Annotated in this window: 17 protein-coding genes; 16 read left to right on the top strand and 1 reads right to left on the bottom strand. The window is 71.8% G+C overall.

The features are described 5' to 3' along the window. Window positions 1–9 precede the first annotated feature (9 nt). The 16 genes from OHS82_RS17035 to OHS82_RS16960 all read left to right on the top strand — a co-directional run bounded on the left by OHS82_RS17035 (window position 10) and on the right by OHS82_RS16960 (window position 17,926). Window positions 10–1,749, top strand: a complete 1,740-nt coding sequence (locus tag OHS82_RS17035) for a beta-N-acetylhexosaminidase (protein WP_079041642.1) — start codon at window positions 10–12, stop codon at window positions 1,747–1,749. 146 nt (window positions 1,750–1,895) lie between these two features. Continuing rightward, complete coding sequence (locus tag OHS82_RS17030) at window positions 1,896–2,450, top strand: hypothetical protein (RefSeq protein WP_328434103.1); 555 nt, start codon at window positions 1,896–1,898, stop codon at window positions 2,448–2,450. A 94-nt stretch (window positions 2,451–2,544) separates the two neighbouring features. After that, complete coding sequence (locus tag OHS82_RS17025; protein WP_328434102.1) at window positions 2,545–2,970, top strand: hypothetical protein; 426 nt, start codon at window positions 2,545–2,547, stop codon at window positions 2,968–2,970. 361 nt (window positions 2,971–3,331) lie between these two features. Next, on the top strand, window positions 3,332–3,991 hold the full coding sequence (locus OHS82_RS17020; protein WP_057584550.1) for an RNA polymerase sigma factor: 660 nt from the start codon (window positions 3,332–3,334) through the stop codon (window positions 3,989–3,991). Then, window positions 3,991–5,151, top strand: a complete 1,161-nt coding sequence (locus tag OHS82_RS17015) for a hypothetical protein (protein ID WP_328434101.1) — start codon at window positions 3,991–3,993, stop codon at window positions 5,149–5,151. Before OHS82_RS17020 ends, OHS82_RS17015 begins: the two co-directional genes overlap by 1 nt. 321 nt (window positions 5,152–5,472) lie before the next feature. Then, complete coding sequence (locus tag OHS82_RS17010) at window positions 5,473–7,053, top strand: acyl-CoA mutase large subunit family protein (protein ID WP_057584548.1); 1,581 nt, start codon at window positions 5,473–5,475, stop codon at window positions 7,051–7,053. A 412-nt stretch (window positions 7,054–7,465) separates the two neighbouring features. Next, the gene (locus OHS82_RS17005) at window positions 7,466–8,719 is read left to right on the top strand and encodes an amidohydrolase (protein WP_328436075.1); all 1,254 of its coding nucleotides are present in this window, start codon (window positions 7,466–7,468) and stop codon (window positions 8,717–8,719) included. A gap of 289 nt (window positions 8,720–9,008) precedes the next feature. Then, entirely contained in the window at window positions 9,009–10,073 is a 1,065-nt protein-coding gene (locus OHS82_RS17000; protein ID WP_057584764.1) for a BMP family lipoprotein, read from the top strand. A gap of 200 nt (window positions 10,074–10,273) precedes the next feature. Continuing rightward, entirely contained in the window at window positions 10,274–11,800 is a 1,527-nt protein-coding gene (locus tag OHS82_RS16995; protein ID WP_242433459.1) for an ABC transporter ATP-binding protein, read from the top strand. Further along, window positions 11,797–12,924, top strand: a complete 1,128-nt coding sequence (locus OHS82_RS16990; RefSeq protein WP_057584545.1) for an ABC transporter permease — start codon at window positions 11,797–11,799, stop codon at window positions 12,922–12,924. Before OHS82_RS16995 ends, OHS82_RS16990 begins: the two co-directional genes overlap by 4 nt. Further along, window positions 12,924–14,207: an ABC transporter permease gene (locus OHS82_RS16985; protein ID WP_057584544.1), complete on the top strand. Its 1,284-nt coding sequence runs from the start codon at window positions 12,924–12,926 to the stop codon at window positions 14,205–14,207. The genes OHS82_RS16990 and OHS82_RS16985 overlap by 1 nt, the downstream gene beginning before the upstream one ends. Then, window positions 14,204–14,602, top strand: a complete 399-nt coding sequence (locus OHS82_RS16980) for a cytidine deaminase (RefSeq protein WP_057584543.1) — start codon at window positions 14,204–14,206, stop codon at window positions 14,600–14,602. The genes OHS82_RS16985 and OHS82_RS16980 overlap by 4 nt, the downstream gene beginning before the upstream one ends. Window positions 14,603–14,717: 115 nt before the next feature. Beyond that, window positions 14,718–15,995, top strand: a complete 1,278-nt coding sequence (locus OHS82_RS16975) for a thymidine phosphorylase (RefSeq protein ID WP_328436074.1) — start codon at window positions 14,718–14,720, stop codon at window positions 15,993–15,995. A gap of 142 nt (window positions 15,996–16,137) precedes the next feature. Then, complete coding sequence (locus OHS82_RS16970; RefSeq protein WP_057584541.1) at window positions 16,138–16,731, top strand: Uma2 family endonuclease; 594 nt, start codon at window positions 16,138–16,140, stop codon at window positions 16,729–16,731. 204 nt (window positions 16,732–16,935) lie between these two features. Next, window positions 16,936–17,520: a Uma2 family endonuclease gene (locus OHS82_RS16965; RefSeq protein WP_328434100.1), complete on the top strand. Its 585-nt coding sequence runs from the start codon at window positions 16,936–16,938 to the stop codon at window positions 17,518–17,520. 19 nt (window positions 17,521–17,539) lie between these two features. Next, window positions 17,540–17,926, top strand: coding sequence for an STAS domain-containing protein (locus OHS82_RS16960; protein ID WP_157876482.1), 387 nt, complete (start codon window positions 17,540–17,542; stop codon window positions 17,924–17,926). On the opposite strand, the gene OHS82_RS16955 is transcribed toward OHS82_RS16960, so the two are convergent. After that, on the bottom strand, window positions 17,810–18,826 hold the full coding sequence (locus OHS82_RS16955; protein WP_057584539.1) for a sigma-70 family RNA polymerase sigma factor: 1,017 nt from the start codon (window positions 18,824–18,826) through the stop codon (window positions 17,810–17,812). The two genes, OHS82_RS16960 and OHS82_RS16955, sit on opposite strands and share 117 nt — an antisense overlap. Window positions 18,827–18,850 lie beyond the last annotated feature (24 nt).

The following is an 18,850-nucleotide window of genomic DNA, read 5'->3' as shown; positions in this document are numbered from 1 at the left end:
AGTTTCAGAATGTGTCGTGGACCCCTTCGCGCGGACTTCGGCGCGCCGCGGCCGCGCGCGGGTCGTACGGTTGGCGGAGTGAGCAGGCACAGGCACCGGCGCCGGGCGCCGCAGACGCAACCGCACCAGAGGGTCGTGACACGGGCACTGACGGCCGGCGGGCTGGTCGCCGTGCTCGGCGTCGGAGCGGGGCTGTGGGCCTCCTCGGGCGACGACGGCGCCCCGGCCGGGTCGGCCTCCCGGCAGGTCGCCGGGGGCTCCTCCGCCGGCGCCCCGGGCGTGGCCCGCGCCCCGTCCCCGAGCCCCACCCCCAGCCGGTCCTACCCCCTGTCCACCGCCCCCCGCACCATCCCCGCCGTCCGCTCCCACACCCCGGCGCGCGGACCGGGCTGGCGTCCCGCGGCCGGCCGCCGGGTCGTGGTCGGCGACGCCGGGCTCGCCGACGAGGGGCGTCTGGTCGCCGGCGAGCTGGGACTGGCCTACGCCGGCGTGCGCAGCGACGCGCGAGCCGGCGACCTGCGCCTCGCCCGCAACTCCGACCGGGGCGCGAACCCGGAGTCGTACACCATGACCGTGCGCGGCGGGCGGGTCACCGTCAGCGCGCCCTCGGACGCCGGCGTCTTCTACGGCACCCGCACCCTCAAGCAGGAGGTGCGCGGCGGCGGGACGGCCCCCGAGGGCGTCGTGCGCGACCAGCCGGCCAAGCCGCAGCGCGGGTTCACGCTGGACATCGCGCGCAAGAACTTCAGCGCCGGCTGGATCGAGGACCGGGTGCGCGAGCTCGGCGACCTCAAGTACAACCAGCTCGGCCTGCACTTCTCCGACGACCAGGCGTTCCGGATCCAGTCCGACACGCATCCGGAGATCGTCGCCCGGGAGCACCTGACCAAGGCCCAGGTCAGGCAGATCGTCGCGCTGGCGGCCCAGCGGCACATCACCGTCGTGCCCGAGATCGACTCGCCGGGACACCTGGGCGCCGTCCTCGCCGCCCACCCCGAGCTGCAGCTGCGCAACGCGCAGGGGGTCGCCACCCGCGGCGCGATCGACATCTCCGAGAAGGCGTCGGCGAATCTCCTCGACGACCTGCTGAACGAGTACGCCGGTCTCTTCCCCGGCGGCTACTGGCATCTCGGCGGCGACGAGTACCAGGCGCTGACGGTGCGCAACCCGGCCGCCTCCTACCCCCAGCTCGCCGCGGCCGCGGCGGCCCGGTACGGTCCCGGCGCGGGCGTCTCCGACCTCGCCACGGGCTGGCTCAACGACCGTGCCGCCACCGTCCGCGCCCACGGCCGGACGATGCGGGCGTGGAACGACGGGTTCTTCCGCGGCACTTCGGTGAAGCCCGCCGCCGACCTGGTGGTCGCCTACTGGACCGGCAAGGAGTTCGGCGCCCGGACGCCCACCGAGTACCTGAGCGCGGGGCGCAAGATGCTCAACTACAACGACAAGTACCTCTACTACGTCCTCGGCGAGCCCAACGACTTCGTCTACCCGACCGGCCGGCGCATCTACGAGGAGTGGACCCCGCGCGTGCTGCGCGGCACCACCCCGGTCGCCGCGAGGTACGACGCCCAGATCCTCGGCGGCTCCCTCTCGGTCTGGTGCGACCTCGCGAACGCCCAGACGCAGGCGCAGGTCGCGGCGGGAGTGCGGATGCCGCTGCGGGCCACCGCGCAGAAACTGTGGGACGCGCGGACGCCGACGCTGACCTGGTCGCAGTTCACGTCCCTTGCGAACAGGCTGGGCTGATTCCCGCTCATCTGTCATGCTCGGCCGACTGCGCAGAGCTCCCTCGGGGTTGGCCGAAAAGATCTCCTGTGACACTCCCGGGCCGTCGCACGCAGTAAGGGGAAGTGCGGGCTCCGTCAGGTCGGGCCCTGGCGAGGGAGGCGTGCATGAGCCTGGTGGAACTGATCGCGCAGGCCGACGAACGCGGACTGGCCGCCAGCGGGTTGGCTTGTTTGGACCGGTGCGTGCCCCTTCTCGGCGGCGACGACGAGACCCTGCGCCCGCTGTGGGGAAACCTCGCGGACGCCTCCGACGCGGCCGACTGGGGCCAGTTGCTGGAGCAGACGCGCGCCAAGCTGGACTCTCCCGAGGGCGAGGGCGACGAGGCCGTGCTGCTGGTCCACCGCATGCTGGCCGCCGCTCCGGCCGACCGACGCGCCGCCGAGGTGCGGACCTGGGCCGACGCCTGCTCGGTCGCCTCGCTCCAGATCCACCGCCTGCTCGACCCGGCGGCGGACGCCGGCCCGGTCGACTCCGGCCGCGAGGGCCGCACGGCGGGCATGTCGCCCCTCGTCGCCGCCGAACTGCGCCGCCAGGTCATCGTCCTGGAAGTGCTCGCCGGTCACGGCGCGGGCGGACTGCGGCGGGCGCTGGAGGTGTCCACGGAGGGGCGCCGGGTGCTGCGCGCGGTGGTGTCGCGGCGGGCTCGTGGACGATCGTGAGCATTTCGCGGCGGAGCTGGGGCGGTCCTGCACCGGTCTCGCGTCCGCCGCTCGATCGCGTGACGGAACACGCGCCGGCCTCGCTCAATGGAGTGTGACCCGCAAGACGACAGAGCAGACCGAACAGGCCGGACAGCCCCGTCCGGCCGCCCGGCCCTCCGCCGCGGCCAGGCCCGTGCGATGGGCGGCGGAGGCCGTGGCCGCCGCGCCCGACGGCGTGCGGCCGCACCTCGACCACTCGCCGCAGAGCCTGTGGCGCGTCGACCGGTGGATCGCGGAACTGCGGCGCACCGGCGCCGCGCCCGCCTCCGTCGAGGACCTGCTGCGCGGACTCGGCGCCTACGCCGGCGAGGTGATCGTCCGCCGGTCCGGCGCCGAGTGGTGGGCGTCCGGCGGCGACCACTGGGTCCGCACCCCCGACGGCCGCCTGTGGGAGCCCCTCGACGAGGCCCGCCGCTGCTTCGGCGGCCATGGCTCGCTGCGCCTGATGTGCCGGGACGCGGTCCCCGGGAGCCGGTGACCGCGGGTGCCACGGAGGACGTGACCGGGGGCGTGTTCGGCGCACGCGGCCCGGGTGCGGGCCCGCGGTGAGCGGGCGGGGGCGTCGCGACCGAGGCAACGGCCGGAGCCGCCACCCCCCACAGGAGAGGCCCCGGCCGTCGCGCGGCACGGGCCGCGCGGCGACCCGTACTCCCTACAGCGCCAGGAGTGCGGTTTCCGTCACACCTTGCGCGCGTCACGAACCAGTTGCATGTTCTATGAACATGGACGGGCGGCGGTTTCAGGTCGTAACGTGCCTTTCGCGCCGGACGGCCAAGCGGAAGACCACCGCTACGACCTGCGGTCCCGAGACCGCGAAGCATCGACCGAGGAACCACGACGTGGGGGACGACGCGGAGCTGACAGCCGCGGTGCTCGCGGCACAGCACGGGGACGAGACCGCGTTTCGGACCGTGTACCGCACCGTGCACCCGCGGCTGCTGGGATACGTGCGCACACTGGTCGGCGATCCCGACGCCGAGGACGTGACGTCCGAGGCGTGGCTGCAGATCGCCCGGGACCTCGAGCGGTTCGCCGGCGACGCGGACCGCTTCCGCGGCTGGGCCGCCCGGATCGCCCGCAACCGCGCCCTGGACCACATACGGATGCGCGGAAGACGCCCGGCGACGGTCGGCGACGAGACCGAGCTGGCCGGCCGGGCCGCCGAGTCGGACACCGCGGGCGAGGCCATCGAGGCGCTGGCCACCGGCCGCACCCTCGGCCTCATAGCCCGGCTGCCGCAGGACCAGGCCGAAGCCGTCGTCCTGCGGGTGGTCATGGGACTGGACGCCAAGACGGCCGCCGACACGCTCGGCAAGCGGCCCGGCGCGGTGCGCACCGCCGCCCATCGAGGCCTGAAGAAACTCGCCGAGCTGCTCGGCGACGACCCGGAGACGGCCGGCGTGCTCGACGCGCTGCCGCCCCAGCGAGGAACGCGTTCCCGTACCGTGACGTCCGCCGGTGTGACGCATGTGCGCACGCGGACGCAGAGGGACATGTGATGGCCGACAAGCACGACAGGTGGCTCGACCGCGAGACGTCGGAGCGTCTGCTGCGCGGTGAGTCGCCCGACAACGCTGTCGCCGGCACGGCCCGGGAAGAGGCCGAACGCCTCGCCAGAACGCTCGGCGCGCTCTCGGCGTCGGCCGCCGCCCCGCCGCCCGCGGACGAGGAGCTGCCCGGCGAGGCCGCGGCCCTCGCCGCGTTCCGCAAGGTCCAGGCCGACCGCCATGACCTCGCGGCCCGGCCCGGTCTCACGGGTGCCGCGGGTTCCGCGGGTTTCTCCGGCGTTGCCGGGCGTGCGGGTCAGGGCGCTCGGGCCGGCCGCGCGGCCCGTGCCGTGGCCCCGGGTGCGCCCGCGCGGGACGGCGGCGGCGACGCGGGGCTGGTCCGCATCGGCGGGCGGGCCGGGGAGAGCGGACGTCGTCCGCGCCGGGGCCGGCCCGTGCGGCTGGGGCTGGCCGCCGCGTTGGCCGTAGGGATGGTCGGCGGGGTGTCGGCCGCGACGGCGGCCGGGTATCTGCCGACGCCGTTCGACGATGAGGGACCCGGGCGGCCCGTGGCGTCCGTCTCCGCCCCCGCGCCCTCCGACGGCCGTCCGCTCGGCTCGCCCTCCCCGACCCCTTCGGCCGGCGACGGCGCGGGGTCCGCGCCGAAGCCCGGCGCGAGCGCCGCGGACCGGGGTACGGCCGGGAAGGGCGACGCGGGCGACGACGCCTCAAGCGCCCCGCAGGCCCGTGGCGGCCGGTCGTCCGGCGTGACCTCCTCCTGCCGTGAACTCGGCGCCGGCAAGACCCTGGACCGTGAACGCCGCCGACGCCTGGAGAAGCTGGCGGGCGGCGCACAGCGCGTCCAGGCGTACTGCGCAGCCCTGCTCGACGGCGTCCGCACCGGGAGCGGCTCGGCGGGCCGGGACACCGGAAAGGGACAGTCGGGCCACGGTGGCGGGGGCGGTGCCAAGGCCGGGCAGAAGGGCTCCGACGACACGGGCGGCCGCGGCGGCTCCGACGACGACGACCCGGGTCGAGGGGGCCACGGGCACGGCCGCGGACACGGCCGGGGGCACGGGCACGGTCAGGGCCAGGAACACGGGCACGGTCAGGGCCAGGCACACGGCCGCGACGGCGGCGGTTCCGGCGGCGGTCCCGGACACCACGGCTGACCTGCGGTTTTCAGGTCGCTGAAAATTCTTCTGCGGCGGGTGTGACATTTTCCGCGGCCGGTACGCAGTACCGAGTGAGCCGACTGGTCATCGGCCCCAGCACAGAGCCGGGGGTTCCCCCCGTACCTTCGGCTCGTGCGCTCGGCGCGGGCGGGACACGTTCCCCCGGTCCCGCTCGCGCCCCATACCTCTCTCCCCTCCCGTCACTCCACCTCCGCCTCCCGTCCGGATGACGAGTCGTGAACCGCCCGGCAGACTGACGGGTACTCGGTCGGATACCAGGGGCGGCCGCCGCGACCGCCCGGCGGGAGGCCTGCACCCATGGCGCGTGAGTCGGAGTCCGGACTGCCCATCGAGCCGGTGTACGGCCCGCGGGACCTGGCCGGCTGGGACCCTTCGGAGCGGCTGGGGGAGCCGGGCGCGTACCCCTTCACCCGGGGCGTCTACCCGTCGATGTACACGGGCCGCCCCTGGACGATGCGCCAGTACGCGGGGTTCGGCACGGCCGTCGAGTCCAACGCCCGCTACCGGCAGCTGATCGCCCACGGCACCACGGGCCTCTCGGTCGCCTTCGACCTGCCCACCCAGATGGGTCACGACTCCGACGCCCCGATCGCGCACGGCGAGGTCGGCAAGGTCGGCGTGGCGATCGACTCGGTCGAGGACATGCGGGTGCTGTTCGACGGGATCCCGCTGGACCAGGTGTCGACGTCGATGACGATCAACGCTCCTGCCGCGCTGCTGCTGCTGATGTACCAGCTGGTCGGCGAGGAGCAGGGCGTCCCGGCCGGCCGGCTCACCGGCACGATCCAGAACGACGTGCTGAAGGAGTACATCGCACGCGGGACGTACATCTTCCCGCCGAAGCCCTCGCTCCGCCTGATCGCCGACATCTTCAGGTACTGCCGGGCCGAGATCCCGAAGTGGAACACCATCTCGATCTCCGGCTACCACATGGCGGAGGCGGGCGCGTCGCCCGCGCAGGAGATCGCCTTCACGCTGGCCGACGGCATCGAGTACGTCCGTACGGCGGTCGCCGCCGGCATGGACGTGGACGACTTCGCACCGCGGCTGTCCTTCTTCTTCGTGGCCCGCACGACGCTGCTCGAGGAGGTCGCGAAGTTCCGCGCCGCCCGCCGGATCTGGGCGCGGGTGATGAAGGAGGAGTTCGGTGCGAAGAACCCCAGGTCGCTGATGCTGCGCTTCCACACGCAGACCGCCGGCGTCCAGCTGACGGCCCAGCAGCCCGAGGTGAACCTGGTCCGGGTCGCCGTCCAGGGTCTGGCGGCGGTGCTCGGCGGCACCCAGTCGCTGCACACCAACTCCTTCGACGAGGCCATCGCGTTGCCGACCGACAAGAGCGCGCGGCTCGCCCTGCGCACCCAGCAGGTCCTGGCCCACGAGACGGACGTGACGGCCACCGTCGACCCCTTCGCGGGCTCGTACGCCGTGGAGCGGATGACGGACGACCTGGAGGCGGCGATCGTCGGTCTCATGCGCCGCGTCGAGGACCTCGGCGGCGCGGTGACGGCCATCGAGCACGGCTTCCAGAAGAACGAGATCGAGCGGTCCGCCTACCGGATCGCGCAGGAGACCGACTCCGGCGAGCGGGTCGTGGTCGGCGTCAACCGCTTCCGGCTCGACGCGGAGGAGCCGTACGAGCCCCTGCGCGTCGACCCGGCCATCGAGGCGCAGCAGGCGGAGCGCCTGGCCCGGCTCCGCGCGGAGCGCGACCGGGCGGCCGTGGACGTCGCCCTCGACGCCCTGAGGAAGGCGGCGCAGGGCGAGGACAACGTCCTGTACCCGATGAAGGACGCGCTGCGGGCCCGGGCGACGGTGGGCGAGGTGTGCAACGCCCTGCGGGAGGTCTGGGGGACGTACGTGCCGTCGGACGCCTTCTGACGCACGCCTTCTGACGGACGCCTTCTGAGCGGGGCGGGCGTCCACCGGCCCACGACCTCCGCCGGGGCTCCGCCCGTTCTCCGTGCGGGGCCGCCACGCTCGCGTCGTGCCCGCCCTCCCCGGCCGGACCGGCCGGGTCGCCCTGTGTGGCGGGACCGCTGCGCGGAGGTGATGATTTCAGGATCGGTTCCGGTAGGTGGACTGGCACGGCGTGCCATTGGTGGTCCGTGGTATCCGTGAGAGAAAGGAAGAAGTGCGGGTTGCCGACCCCGAAAGCCGGCGAGTTTACCCATCCCGCACAGCAGCCATGCGCCGCGCGGCCGACTTTTCTTCGCCTGACGGGTTGAAGTTTTGTTGATCGTAGGTCGGTCGACCGCCCAGGCGTCCTACCCTTCAGAGGGTGAAGCAACTGATGTCCCGAGAGTCCGAGGCCGATCCCTCAGGGGAAGCCGTGCTCCCCGGTGCCCTTCCCGGCACCCTGCCGGAGGCGCTGCGCGCCGAGCTCGTGGCCTTCCGCCGCGACCTGCACATGCACCCTGAGCTGGGCAACCAGGAGTTCCGCACGACGGCCGCGATCAAGGCCCGCCTGGAGAAGGCGGGACTGCGGCCCCGCGTGCTCGCCGTCGGCACCGGCCTCATCTGCGACATCGGGACCGTGGGGGCGGAGGGCGCGGCGGTCGACGGCGTCCCCGTTCTCGCGATGCGCGCCGACATCGACGCGCTGCCCATCCCGGACACGAAGACCGAGTGCGCCTACCGGTCCACCGTCCCTGACCGCGCGCACGCCTGCGGCCACGACGTGCACACCACCGTCGTCCTCGGCGCCGGCCTCGTCCTGGCGGAGCTGCACCGGCAGGGCCGGCTCCCGCGGCCGGTGCGGCTGATCTTCCAGCCCGCCGAGGAGGTGCTGCCCGGCGGCGCCGCCGACGTCATCGCCGAGGGCGCGCTGGACGGCGTGGGCCGGATCATCGCCGTGCACTGCGACCCCCGGGTCGACGCGGGCAAGGTCGGTCTGCGCGAGGGCGCCATCACCTCGGCCTGCGACCGGCTGGAGATCTCCCTGGACGGGCCCGGCGGCCACACCGCGCGCCCGCACCTGACGACCGACCTCGTCACGGCTGCCGCCCGGGTCGTCACCGACGTGCCCGCGCTGGTCGGCCGCCGGGTCGACACGCGCGCCGGACTGGCCGTCACCTGGGGACGCATCGAGAGCGGCCACGCCCCGAACGTGATCCCGCAGCACGCCGAGCTGTCCGGGACCGTCCGCTGCCTGGACCTCGAGGCGTGGCGCCAGGCGCCGGACATCGTGGTCGCGGCGATCGACGAGGTGGCCAACCTGCACCGGGCCAAGTCGGAGATCAACTACGTGCGGGGCGTCCCGCCGGTCGTCAACGACGGGGACGTCACCGCCCTGTTGCGGGACGCCATGGTGGCCCGGCGCGGAGAGTCGGCCGTGGAGGGCACCGAGCAGAGCCTCGGCGGCGAGGACTTCTCCTGGTACCTGGAGCGGGTCCCCGGCTCGATGGCCCGGCTCGGCGTGCGCCCGCCCGGCGAGCGCACCGTGCGCGACCTGCACCAGGGCGACTTCGACGCCGACGAGTCGGCGATCACCGTCGGTGTCGAGCTCTTCACGGCGGCGGCCCTGCTGGACGCGGCCGACAGGTGAGTCCACGGCGGCGGAACGGCCCTCACATGGGCGTTCCGCCGTTCGGCGCAACCCTGTTGTAAGCCATTCGTCCCCGGTTCGAAATCATCGGCGTGAAGCCGCAAGGTACCGAGTTCAGACGGCGTTCAGCTCGAATCGATAACGGCGTCGCGAGGGGTGTTTTTCTGACATCTACGCGCGTTACGATGCCGCGAAGCCAACGCCGATCGGGGCGTCCAGGCCCGGGCACTGGCATGGTGCTCACATCAAGCGCCGACAAGGCGCTCAGGTCAGGTGAAGGAGCCTTCCCGTGCGCCGGGTAGCCAAGCTTTCCGCTGCGTGTATCGCAACCGCAGCTCTCGCACTGACTGCCACTGCATGTGGCAGCACCTCCTCCGAGAACGACAGCAGCAGCTCGTCCTCCGCCTCCTCCGGCGGCGGTTCGGGCGTCAAGATCGGTCTCGCCTTCGACGTGGGCGGTCGTGGTGACCGTTCCTTCAACGACTCCGCCGCGCGCGGCGCCGACAAGGCCAAGGCCGAGTTCGGCGGCTCGATCAAGGAGCTGACCGCCAAGACCTCCGACACCGAGGCCGACCGCGAGCAGCGTCTGACCGACCTGGCGGACGCCGGCTACAACCCCATCGTCGGCGTCGGCTTCTCCTACGCCGCCTCGATGACCAAGGTCGCCGCGAAGTACCCGAAGGTCAGCTTCGGCATCGTCGACTCGGTCGTCGAAGCGAAGAACGTCGACAGCATCACCTTCACCGAGGAGCAGGGCTCGTACCTGGCCGGTGTCGCCGCGGCGCTGAAGACCAAGAAGAACCACGTCGGCTTCATCGGCGGCGTCGACGTTCCGCTGATCAAGAAGTTCGAGGCGGGCTTCACCCAGGGCGTCCACGACACCAAGCCGGCCGTCAAGGTCGACACCCAGTACCTGAGCCACGGCTCGGACTTCTCCGGGTTCGCCAGCCCCGACAAGGGCAAGGCCGCCGCGTCGGGCATGCTCGACAACGGCGCCGACGTCATCTACTCGGCGGCCGGCTCCTCCGGCAACGGCGCGATCGAGGCCGTCAACGGCGTCAAGGGCGCCTGGGCCATCGGCGTGGACTCCGACCAGTACAACATCCCGGGTCTGGCCAAGTACAAGGCCTCGATCCTGACCTCGATGGTCAAGAACGTCGACGTCGGTGTGTACGACTTCGTCAAGTCCGTCCACGACGGCAAGCCGCTGACGGGCGTCAACAACTACTCGCTCGCCAAGAACGGTGTCTCGCTCGCCACCAGCGGTGGCTTCATCGACGACATCAAGACCCAGCTGGACGCGGCGAAGCAGAAGATCGTCGACGGTTCCATCAAGGTCAAGACCACCCCGTGACCTGATGGTCGCCGCCTGACCCCGGCTCGACGAGGGGGTGTTCGACAACCCCCTCGTCGAGCCATAACAATGTGTCAACTCTACGCGTGTAGCACGGAGTTGCCGCGCTAGCGTCGCCGACGCCTGCCCTCCCCTACGCAGCCCCTTTTCCCCGAGGAGAGTGCGCCATCAACGCGTCCAGCCCTCCCGCTGCCGTCGAACTGCGCGGCATCACCAAGCGATTCCCCGGCGTCGTCGCCAACCGCGACATCGACATCACGGTTCGCACCGGCACCGTCCACGCCCTGTGCGGTGAGAACGGCGCCGGCAAGTCCACCCTGATGAAGATCCTCTACGGCATGCAGCAGCCGGACGAGGGCACCATCACCGTGAACGGCGACCAGGTCACGTTCAGCAACCCCGCCGACGCCATCGAGCGCGGCATCGGCATGGTGCACCAGCACTTCATGCTCGCCGACAACCTCACCGTCCTGGAGAACGTCGTCCTCGGAGCGGAGAAGCTCCACGGCATCGGCGGCAAGGCCCGGACGAAGATCAAGGAGATCTCCGACGCGTACGGGCTGAACGTCCGGCCCGACGTCCTCCTGGAAGAGCTCGGCGTCGCCGACCGCCAGCGCGTGGAGATCCTCAAGGTCCTCTACCGCGGCGCCAAGACCCTCATCCTCGACGAGCCCACGGCCGTCCTGGTGCCGCAGGAGGTCGACGCCCTCTTCGACAACCTGCGCGAGCTGAAGGCCGAGGGCCTCACCGTCATCTTCATCTCCCACAAGCTGGGAGAGGTGCTGTCCGTCGCCGACGAGATCACCGTCATCCGGCGCGGCACCACGGTGGGCACGGTCGAGCCGGAGAACACCACCACCAAGCAGCTCGCCGAGCTGATGGTCGGCAGCGAACTGCCCACGCCGGAGACCGAGGAGTCCACGGTCACGGACGTCCCGCTGCTGAAGCTGGACGGGCTGCACCTGACGCAGACGGACCTCGACGGCGTCGAGCGGATCATCCTCGACGACATCTCCTTCACCATCCACAAGGGCGAGGTCCTCGGCATCGCCGGCGTGGAGGGCAACGGCCAGTCCGAGCTGGTCGAGGCGATCATGGGCATCCGCGCTCCGGACGCCGGCGTCATCGCCCTCGACGGCGCCGACATCTCCCACGTGCCCACCCGCCACCGTCGCGAGGCCGGCGTCGGCTACATCCCCGAGGACCGCCACCGCCACGGCCTGCTCCTCGAGGCGCCGCTGTGGGAGAACCGCATCCTCGGCCATGTCACCGAGCGGCCCAACTCGCGCGGCCAGCTGCTCGACATCAAGGCCGCCCGCACCGACACCGAGCGCATCGTCCAGGCGTACGACGTCCGCACGCCCGGCATCGACGTGACCGCCGCCTCGCTGTCCGGCGGCAACCAGCAGAAGCTGATCGTCGGCCGCGAGATGAGCCACGCGCCCAAGCTCCTCATCGCCGCCCACCCCACCCGCGGTGTGGACGTCGGCGCGCAGGCCGCGATCTGGGACCACATCCGCGAGGCGCGCCGCGAGGGCCTGGCCGTGCTGCTGATCTCCGCCGACCTGGACGAGCTCATCGGGCTCTCCGACACCCTGCGGGTCATGTACCGCGGCCGGCTGGTCGCCGACGCCGATCCCGCCACGATCACCCCCGAGGAGCTGGGCTCCGCCATGACGGGTGCGGCCACCGGCCACCTGGAGCACGCAGAGGACGACGCCCGATGAAAAAGCTGACCGCAAGGATCGACAAGGAGCGGCTGCTCCTCGGGGTCGCGGCCCCGCTGCTGGCGATCGTCACCGCGCTCGTCGTCACCGCCCTGGTCATCCTCGCCACCGGCAAGAACCCGGGCGCGGCCTTCAGCGACATGCTGACCTACGGCTCCGCGAGCGACAGCCAGGTCTACATCCTCAACAAGGCGACGACGTACTACCTGGCGGGCGTCGCGGTGGCCATCGGCTTCCGCATGAACCTGTTCAACATCGGCGTCGACGGCCAGTACCGGCTCGCTGCGTTCGTCGCCGCCGTCCTCGGCGGCGCGCTGACCGTGCCCGGCTGGATCGCGATCCCGCTGATCATCCTGTGCGCCATGGCGACCGGCGCCCTGTGGGCGGCCATCGCCGGCATCCTCAAGGTGACCCGAGGCGTCAGCGAGGTCATCTCGACGATCATGCTGAACTCGATCGCCACCGCGATCATCGCCTACCTGCTGCAGCCGGGGAAGCTCGCAGAGCTGCAGAGCGGCGGCACGGTCGTCTCGACCGACCCGCTGCCGAAGTCGTCGTACTTCTTCAGCATCGACACCGGCGCGGCCGGTGTGCTGTGGGGCTTCATCGTCGTCGCGATCCTCGTCGGCGTCGCCTACTGGTTCGTGCTCGGCCGCACCCGGTTCGGCTTCGACCTGCGCACCGTCGGCCAGTCCGAGAGCGCGGCCACCGCGAGCGGTGTCTCCGTCAAGAAGATGGTCGCCACCAGCATGGTCATCTCGGGTGCCGTGGCCGGTCTGATCGGCATGCCGACCCTGCTCAACGACAGCCACCAGTTCAGCAACGACTTCCCGTCGGGCATCGGCTTCACCGGCATCGCCATCGCCCTGCTCGGCCGCAACAACCCGGTCGGGATCGCGCTCGGCGCACTGCTCTGGGGCTTCCTGGAGCGCACGACCAACCACCTCGAGTTCGAGGGGTACGACAAGGAAATCCTCGGCGTCATCCAGGGCGTCATCGTGCTGTGCGTCGTCATCGCCTACGAGCTCGTCCGGCGTTACGGCCTCAAGCGCCAGCAGCAGCGGGTCGGCGCCGAGCTCGCCGCCCAGGCCGCCGCCCCGACCCAGAAGCAGGAGGTGGCGTGATGACTGCCACGATGACCGACACGCCGCCCCCCGCGGCGCCCAAGGCGGACACCGGCGGCCGGTCGGGCCGCTCGGTCGGCCGGATCCTCACGATCATCGCCGCCGCGCTGGTGCTCGTCGCCGTGGTCCGCATCATCACCGGCGCCAACCAGCTCACCTCCGAGGGCCAGGTCTCGGCCGCGCTCGGCCTCGCCGTGCCCATCGGCCTCGCCGGTCTGGCCGGCCTGTGGTCCGAGCGGTCCGGTGTGGTCAACATCGGCCTCGAGGGCATGATGATCCTCGGCACCTTCGGCGCCGGCTGGATCGGCTGGCAGTCCAACCCCTGGCTCGGTCTGCTGTGCGGCGTCGGCTTCGGCGTCCTCGGCGGCCTGGTGCACGCCGTCGCGACCGTCACCTTCGGCGTCGACCACATCGTCTCCGGCGTCGCGGTCAACCTGCTGGCGCTCGGCATCACCCAGTACCTCGCGAAGCTGTTCTTCTCGGAGGGCAAGCCGGCCGACGCGGGCGGCAACCCCAAGCAGTCCCCGCCCGTGGAGTCCCTGCCCCACATCGACGTGCCCGGCCTCTCGGAGGCCCTCCAGTCCGTCGAGAAGCACCACTGGTTCCTGCTCTCCGACATCGCGGGCATCCTCGGCGGTCTGGTCACCGACCTGTCCGTGGTGACGCTCCTCGCCTTCCTGCTCTTCGTCGGCAGCTGGTGGCTGCTGTGGCGCACCCCGTTCGGCCTCCGGCTGCGCTCCTGCGGTGAGAACCCGATCGCCGCGGAGTCCCTCGGCGTCAACGTCTACAAGTACAAGTACGCGGCCGTGGCCGTCTCCGGCGGCCTCGCCGGTCTCGGCGGCGCCTTCCTCGCCCTGGTCACCTCGCACACCTACCTCGAGGGCCAGACCGGCGGCCGAGGCTACATCGGCCTCGCGGCGATGATCTTCGGCAACTGGCGTCCCGGCGGTCTGGCCATGGGCGCGGGCCTGTTCGGCTACTCCGACGCGCTGCAGCTGCGCAACGGCGGCGAGACCGTCCACGCGCTGCTGCTCCTGCTGGTCGTGCTCCTCGCGGGCCTGGCCGGCTGGAAGCTGTACCGCAAGGCGCACTGGCAGGCCGGGATCAGCCTCATGGTGGCCGCGCTCGTCCTGGTCTGGTACCTGTTCACCGACGAGGTCCCGAGCGACTTCGTGGGCGCCACCCCGTACGTCGTCACCCTGCTGGTGCTGTCGCTGTCCGCGCAGCGGCTGCGCATGCCACGGGCCGACGGCATGCGCTACCGCAAGGGCCAGGGCAAGTGACAGCGCCCGCCGTCGACTGGGAGGCGCTGCGCGAGGTGGCCCGCGAGGCCATGTCCCACGCGTACGCCCCCTACTCCGGCTACCCGGTCGGTGTGGCGGCGCTCGTCGACGACGGCCGGATCGTGTCCGGCTGCAACGTCGAGAACGCCTCCTACGGGCTCGGCCTGTGCGCCGAGTGCGGGCTGGTCTCGCAGCTGCAGAACACCGGCGGCGGCCGGCTCACGCACTTCACCTGCGTGGACGGCCGCGGCGAGGTCCTCGTCCCGTGCGGCCGCTGCCGCCAGCTGCTGTACGAGTTCGGCGGACCCGGTCTCCTGCTGGAGACGCCGGCGGGAATCCTGCCGCTCGCCGAGATGCTTCCGCAGGCCTTCGGCCCGGACCACCTCACCAGGTGACTCCCGCGCGGCCCCTCTGACAACCGCAGAGGGGCCGCGCACTTTCTCCCCGTCTTGTCGCACCACGGTGCACCACCGTTGCACCACCGGAAGGAAAGCCATGACGCAATTGTCGATGGATGCCGTCTCCGTCATCCGCACCAAGCGGGACCGCGGTGAGCTCAGCGACGAGCAGATCGACTGGGTCATCGACGCGTACACCGGCGGTGAGGTCGCCGACTACCAGATGGCCGCCCTCAACATGGCCATCCTGCTCAACGGCATGAACCGCCGGGAGATCGCCCGCTGGACTGCCGCGATGATCGCCTCCGGCGAACGCATGGACTTCTCCGCCCTGTCCCGCCCGACCGCCGACAAGCACTCCACGGGCGGCGTCGGCGACAAGATCACGCTGCCCCTGGCCCCCCTCGTGGCGGCCTGCGGCGCGGCGGTCCCGCAGCTCTCCGGCCGCGGCCTCGGCCACACCGGCGGCACGCTGGACAAGCTGGAGTCGATCCCGGGCTGGCGCGCACTGCTCTCCAACGAGGAGATGCTGTCCGTGCTGGACGGCACCGGCGCCGTGATCTGCGCCGCGGGCGACGGTCTCGCCCCGGCCGACAAGAAGCTGTACGCGCTGCGGGACGTGACCGGCACCGTCGAGGCCATCCCGCTGATCGCCTCGTCCATCATGTCCAAGAAGATCGCCGAGGGCACCGGCTCGCTGGTCCTGGACGTGAAGGTCGGCACCGGCGCCTTCATGAAGACCGTCGAGGACGCCCGTGAGCTCGCCTCGACGATGGTGGGCCTCGGCACCGACCACGGCGTGAAGACGGTCGCCCTGCTGACGGACATGTCCACCCCGCTCGGCCTCACCGCGGGCAACGCCCTGGAGGTCCGCGAGTCGGTGGAGGTACTGGCCGGCGGCGGCCCGGCGGACGTCGTGGAGCTGACCATCGCCCTGGCCCGCGAGATGCTCGACGCGGCCGGCGTCAAGGACGCCGACCCGGCGAAGGCGCTGGCAGACGGCTCGGCCATGGACGTCTGGCGGCGCATGATCGCGGCCCAGGGCGGCGACCCGGACGCCGCGCTGCCCATCGCGAAGGAACAGCACGTGGTGAAGGCGGGCGCCTCGGGCGTCCTGACCCGTCTCGACGCCTACGACATCGGCATCGCCGCCTGGCGCCTCGGCGCGGGCCGCGCCCGCAAGGAGGACCCGGTGCAGGCGGGCGCCGGAGTGGAGCTGCACGCCAAGCCCGGCGACACCGTGCGCGAGGGCCAGCCCCTGCTGACGCTCCACACGGACACTCCGGAGCGCTTCGCGTACGCGCTCGACGCGGTGGACGGCTCCTACGACATCGCGGCCGCGGGCACCCCGTTCACGGCGTCCCCGGTCGTGCTGGAGCGCATCGCCTGACCAGGCGCGACCGGACCTGACCTGGCCTGTGGCCGGAGGCCACCGGTGTCACAGCCCCCTTTCGGGTGAACGGGATCGGTGGACCTCCGCCGGTCCCGTTCGGCATGCTGGACTCGGTGACGCACCGATCAAGGAGACCGCCATGAGCGCACTCACGGTCGACCATTCGACGGCCGGAGGCCATGAGTGGGACGGCCTCGTCCGGATCTGGCAGGAGACGGACGCGCCGGAGGGCTGCAAGGTGGAGATCATCGAGGGGATCGTCACCGTGGCACCACCGCCGTCCAACGCCCACAACGACATCGCGGACCAGGTCCAGCGAGAGCTGTATCGGGTAATCCCACGGGAGTGGGGCATCTATCAGTCGTTGGGCACTGCGGTGCCGTCTCGTGTGGGGCTCTACATCCCGGACATCGCGGTGGCGCCGAAGGAGGTTCTGCGGACGGAGGCGGGCAACTGCGTCCCCGCGTCCGAGGCCGAGCTGATCGTCGAGATCACCTCCAAGGCCAACGCGAGCAACGACCGTATCCGGAAGGCTGCCGGATACGCCCAGGCCGGCGTCCCGCTGTACCTCCTCATCGACAGCTGGGCACCGGGCGGACCCACCGTCACCCTGTACGGGGAACCCCAGGGGGACGTCTACCGCGTCCTGCGGGCGGGCAAGTTCGGCGACACCGTCGAGCTGCCCGAGCCCTTCGGACTGAAGCTCGACACCGCAGACTTCCCGGCCGGCTAGTGACATCGCCGCCCCGGGCCCCGTTCACGGCCTCCCCGGTCGTGCTGGAGCGCATCGCCTGACCAAGCGCGCCCGGACCTGACCTGGCTTGCGGCCGGAGGCCATCGGTGTCACAGCCCCCTTTCGGGTGAACGGGATCGGTGGACCTCCGCCGGTCCCGTTCGGCATGCTGGACTCGGTGACGCACCGATCTAGGAGACTGCCATGGGCGCACTCACCGTGGGCCACGACCCCGAGCAGAACTGGGACGACCTCGTCCGGTTCTGGGAGGAGATGGAATGGCCCGAGGGCAGCAAGGTGGAGATCATCGAGGGGATCATCACCGTGTCACCTGCTCCCGCTTACCGCCACAACATCATCGCGGCACGTATTCAGCGCCGCCTCTACTCCGTCATCCCCGATGACTGGGGGATCTTCCAGACGCTGGCCATCGCCGTGCCGTCGCGGCTGGGCATGCTCATCCCGGATCTCGTGGTGGCGCCCGTGCGGGAGCACATTGAGGCGGACAGCCACATCCCGGCCGGACTGGCCGAGCTCGTCGTCGAGGTCACCTCGAAGTCCAACGCCCGTCATGACCGCATCAGCAAACCCGCCGCCTACGCCACCGCGGGCATCCCCTTCTACCTCCTCGTCGACCGCTGGGCTCCCGAAGGCCCCAGCGCGACGCTCTACGGAGAACCGCGCGGCGACGTCTACCGCCTGCTGAGCACAGCCAAGTTCGGCGAGCCGCTCAAGCTTCCCGCACCCTTCGACCTCGTCATCGACACGAGCGAGTTCCCCGCCGAGTAGGTCCCCGCGGCCGCCTCCGATGAGTCGGGGCGTTGCGCGCGGTCTACCGATCGTGGAAGCGACGACACCCCCCGTGCTCACCCTGACCGGCCCCGTCACCCGAGGGCAGGCGGCAGGGCTGGGCGACGCCGTGCGCGCGCTGCTGGCCGGCACCGAGACCGGGGTCGTGGTCTGCGACGTCGCCGGGATCGGACCGCCGGGGCTCCTCGCCGTCGATCTGCTGGCGCGGCTCCAGCTGGCCGCGCGGCGGGCCGGGGGCCGCATACGGCTGCGCGGCCCCGACCCCGCGCTACGCGCCCTGCTCGACCTCGTCGGAATCCCCGTCCAGGTGGAGGGGGAGGTCGAAGAGGGGGAACCAGCGCTGGGTGTCGAGGTAGAAGTGGAACCCGGTGAGGCGGCCGTCTGAGATCTCCAGGATCTGCACGGCCCACGGGGCGAACCCGCCCTTCTCCGGGTCCGGCTTGTACTGCGCGAACCCCGGCAGCCCGTTGACCTGGACCGGCAGCAGCCGCGAGCCCTCGCAGGCGGAGCCGAGCGTGGTCATGAAGCCGGTGATGTCGTCGTGCCCGGTCAGCCACAGGTCGAACGGCGGCATCGTCATGACGGCGTCCTCGTGGAGCAGGGCCGTCAGCGCCGTCATGTCATAGCCCTCGAACGCCGCCACATAGCGGTCCAGGAGCTTGCGCTGCTCCTCGTCGAGCGGATCCGACACCGCCGCGTCCGCGCCCGACTCCTTCCGCTCGGACAGCGTGGCCCGCGCCCGCTGCAGCGCGCTGTTGACCGAGGCGACGCTGGTGTCCAGCAGCTCGGCGACCTCGCTCGCCCGCCACGCCAGCACCTCCCGCAGGATCAGCACCGCCCGCTGCTTCGGCGGCAGCTGCTGCAGCGCGGCCATGAACGCGAGGCGCACCGACTCCTTCGCGACCGCCGCCTCGGCCGGGTCCTCCACCGTCGGCAGCACGCGGGCGTCGGGCATCGGCTCCAGCCAGGTGTGGTCGGGGCGGGGCGAGAGCGCGGCCCGGGCGAGGGGGGTGGGCCCGGAGAGGTCCATCGGCCGGGCCCGCTTGTTGCCGGCCGACAGCATGTCCAGACAGACGTTGGTCGCGATCCGGTACAGCCAGGAGCGCAGGCTGGAACGGCCCTCGAACCTGTCGTAGCTCCGCCAGGCGCGCACCATGGTGTCCTGCACCGCGTCCTCCGCCTCGAAGGACGAGCCGAGCATGCGGTAGCAGTAACCGGTCAGTTCCGTCCGGTGCTTCTCCAGTGCGACGTCGAGGTCCGTCGTCGTCGCCGTGCTGTCGCCCATCGCACACCCACCCCTGTGGCCGTC

The organism is Streptomyces sp. NBC_00425, assembly GCF_036030735.1.
In the GTDB taxonomy this organism is placed as follows: Bacteria; Actinomycetota; Actinomycetes; order Streptomycetales; family Streptomycetaceae; genus Streptomyces.
This window is presented reverse-complemented; position numbering and strand designations above follow the sequence as displayed.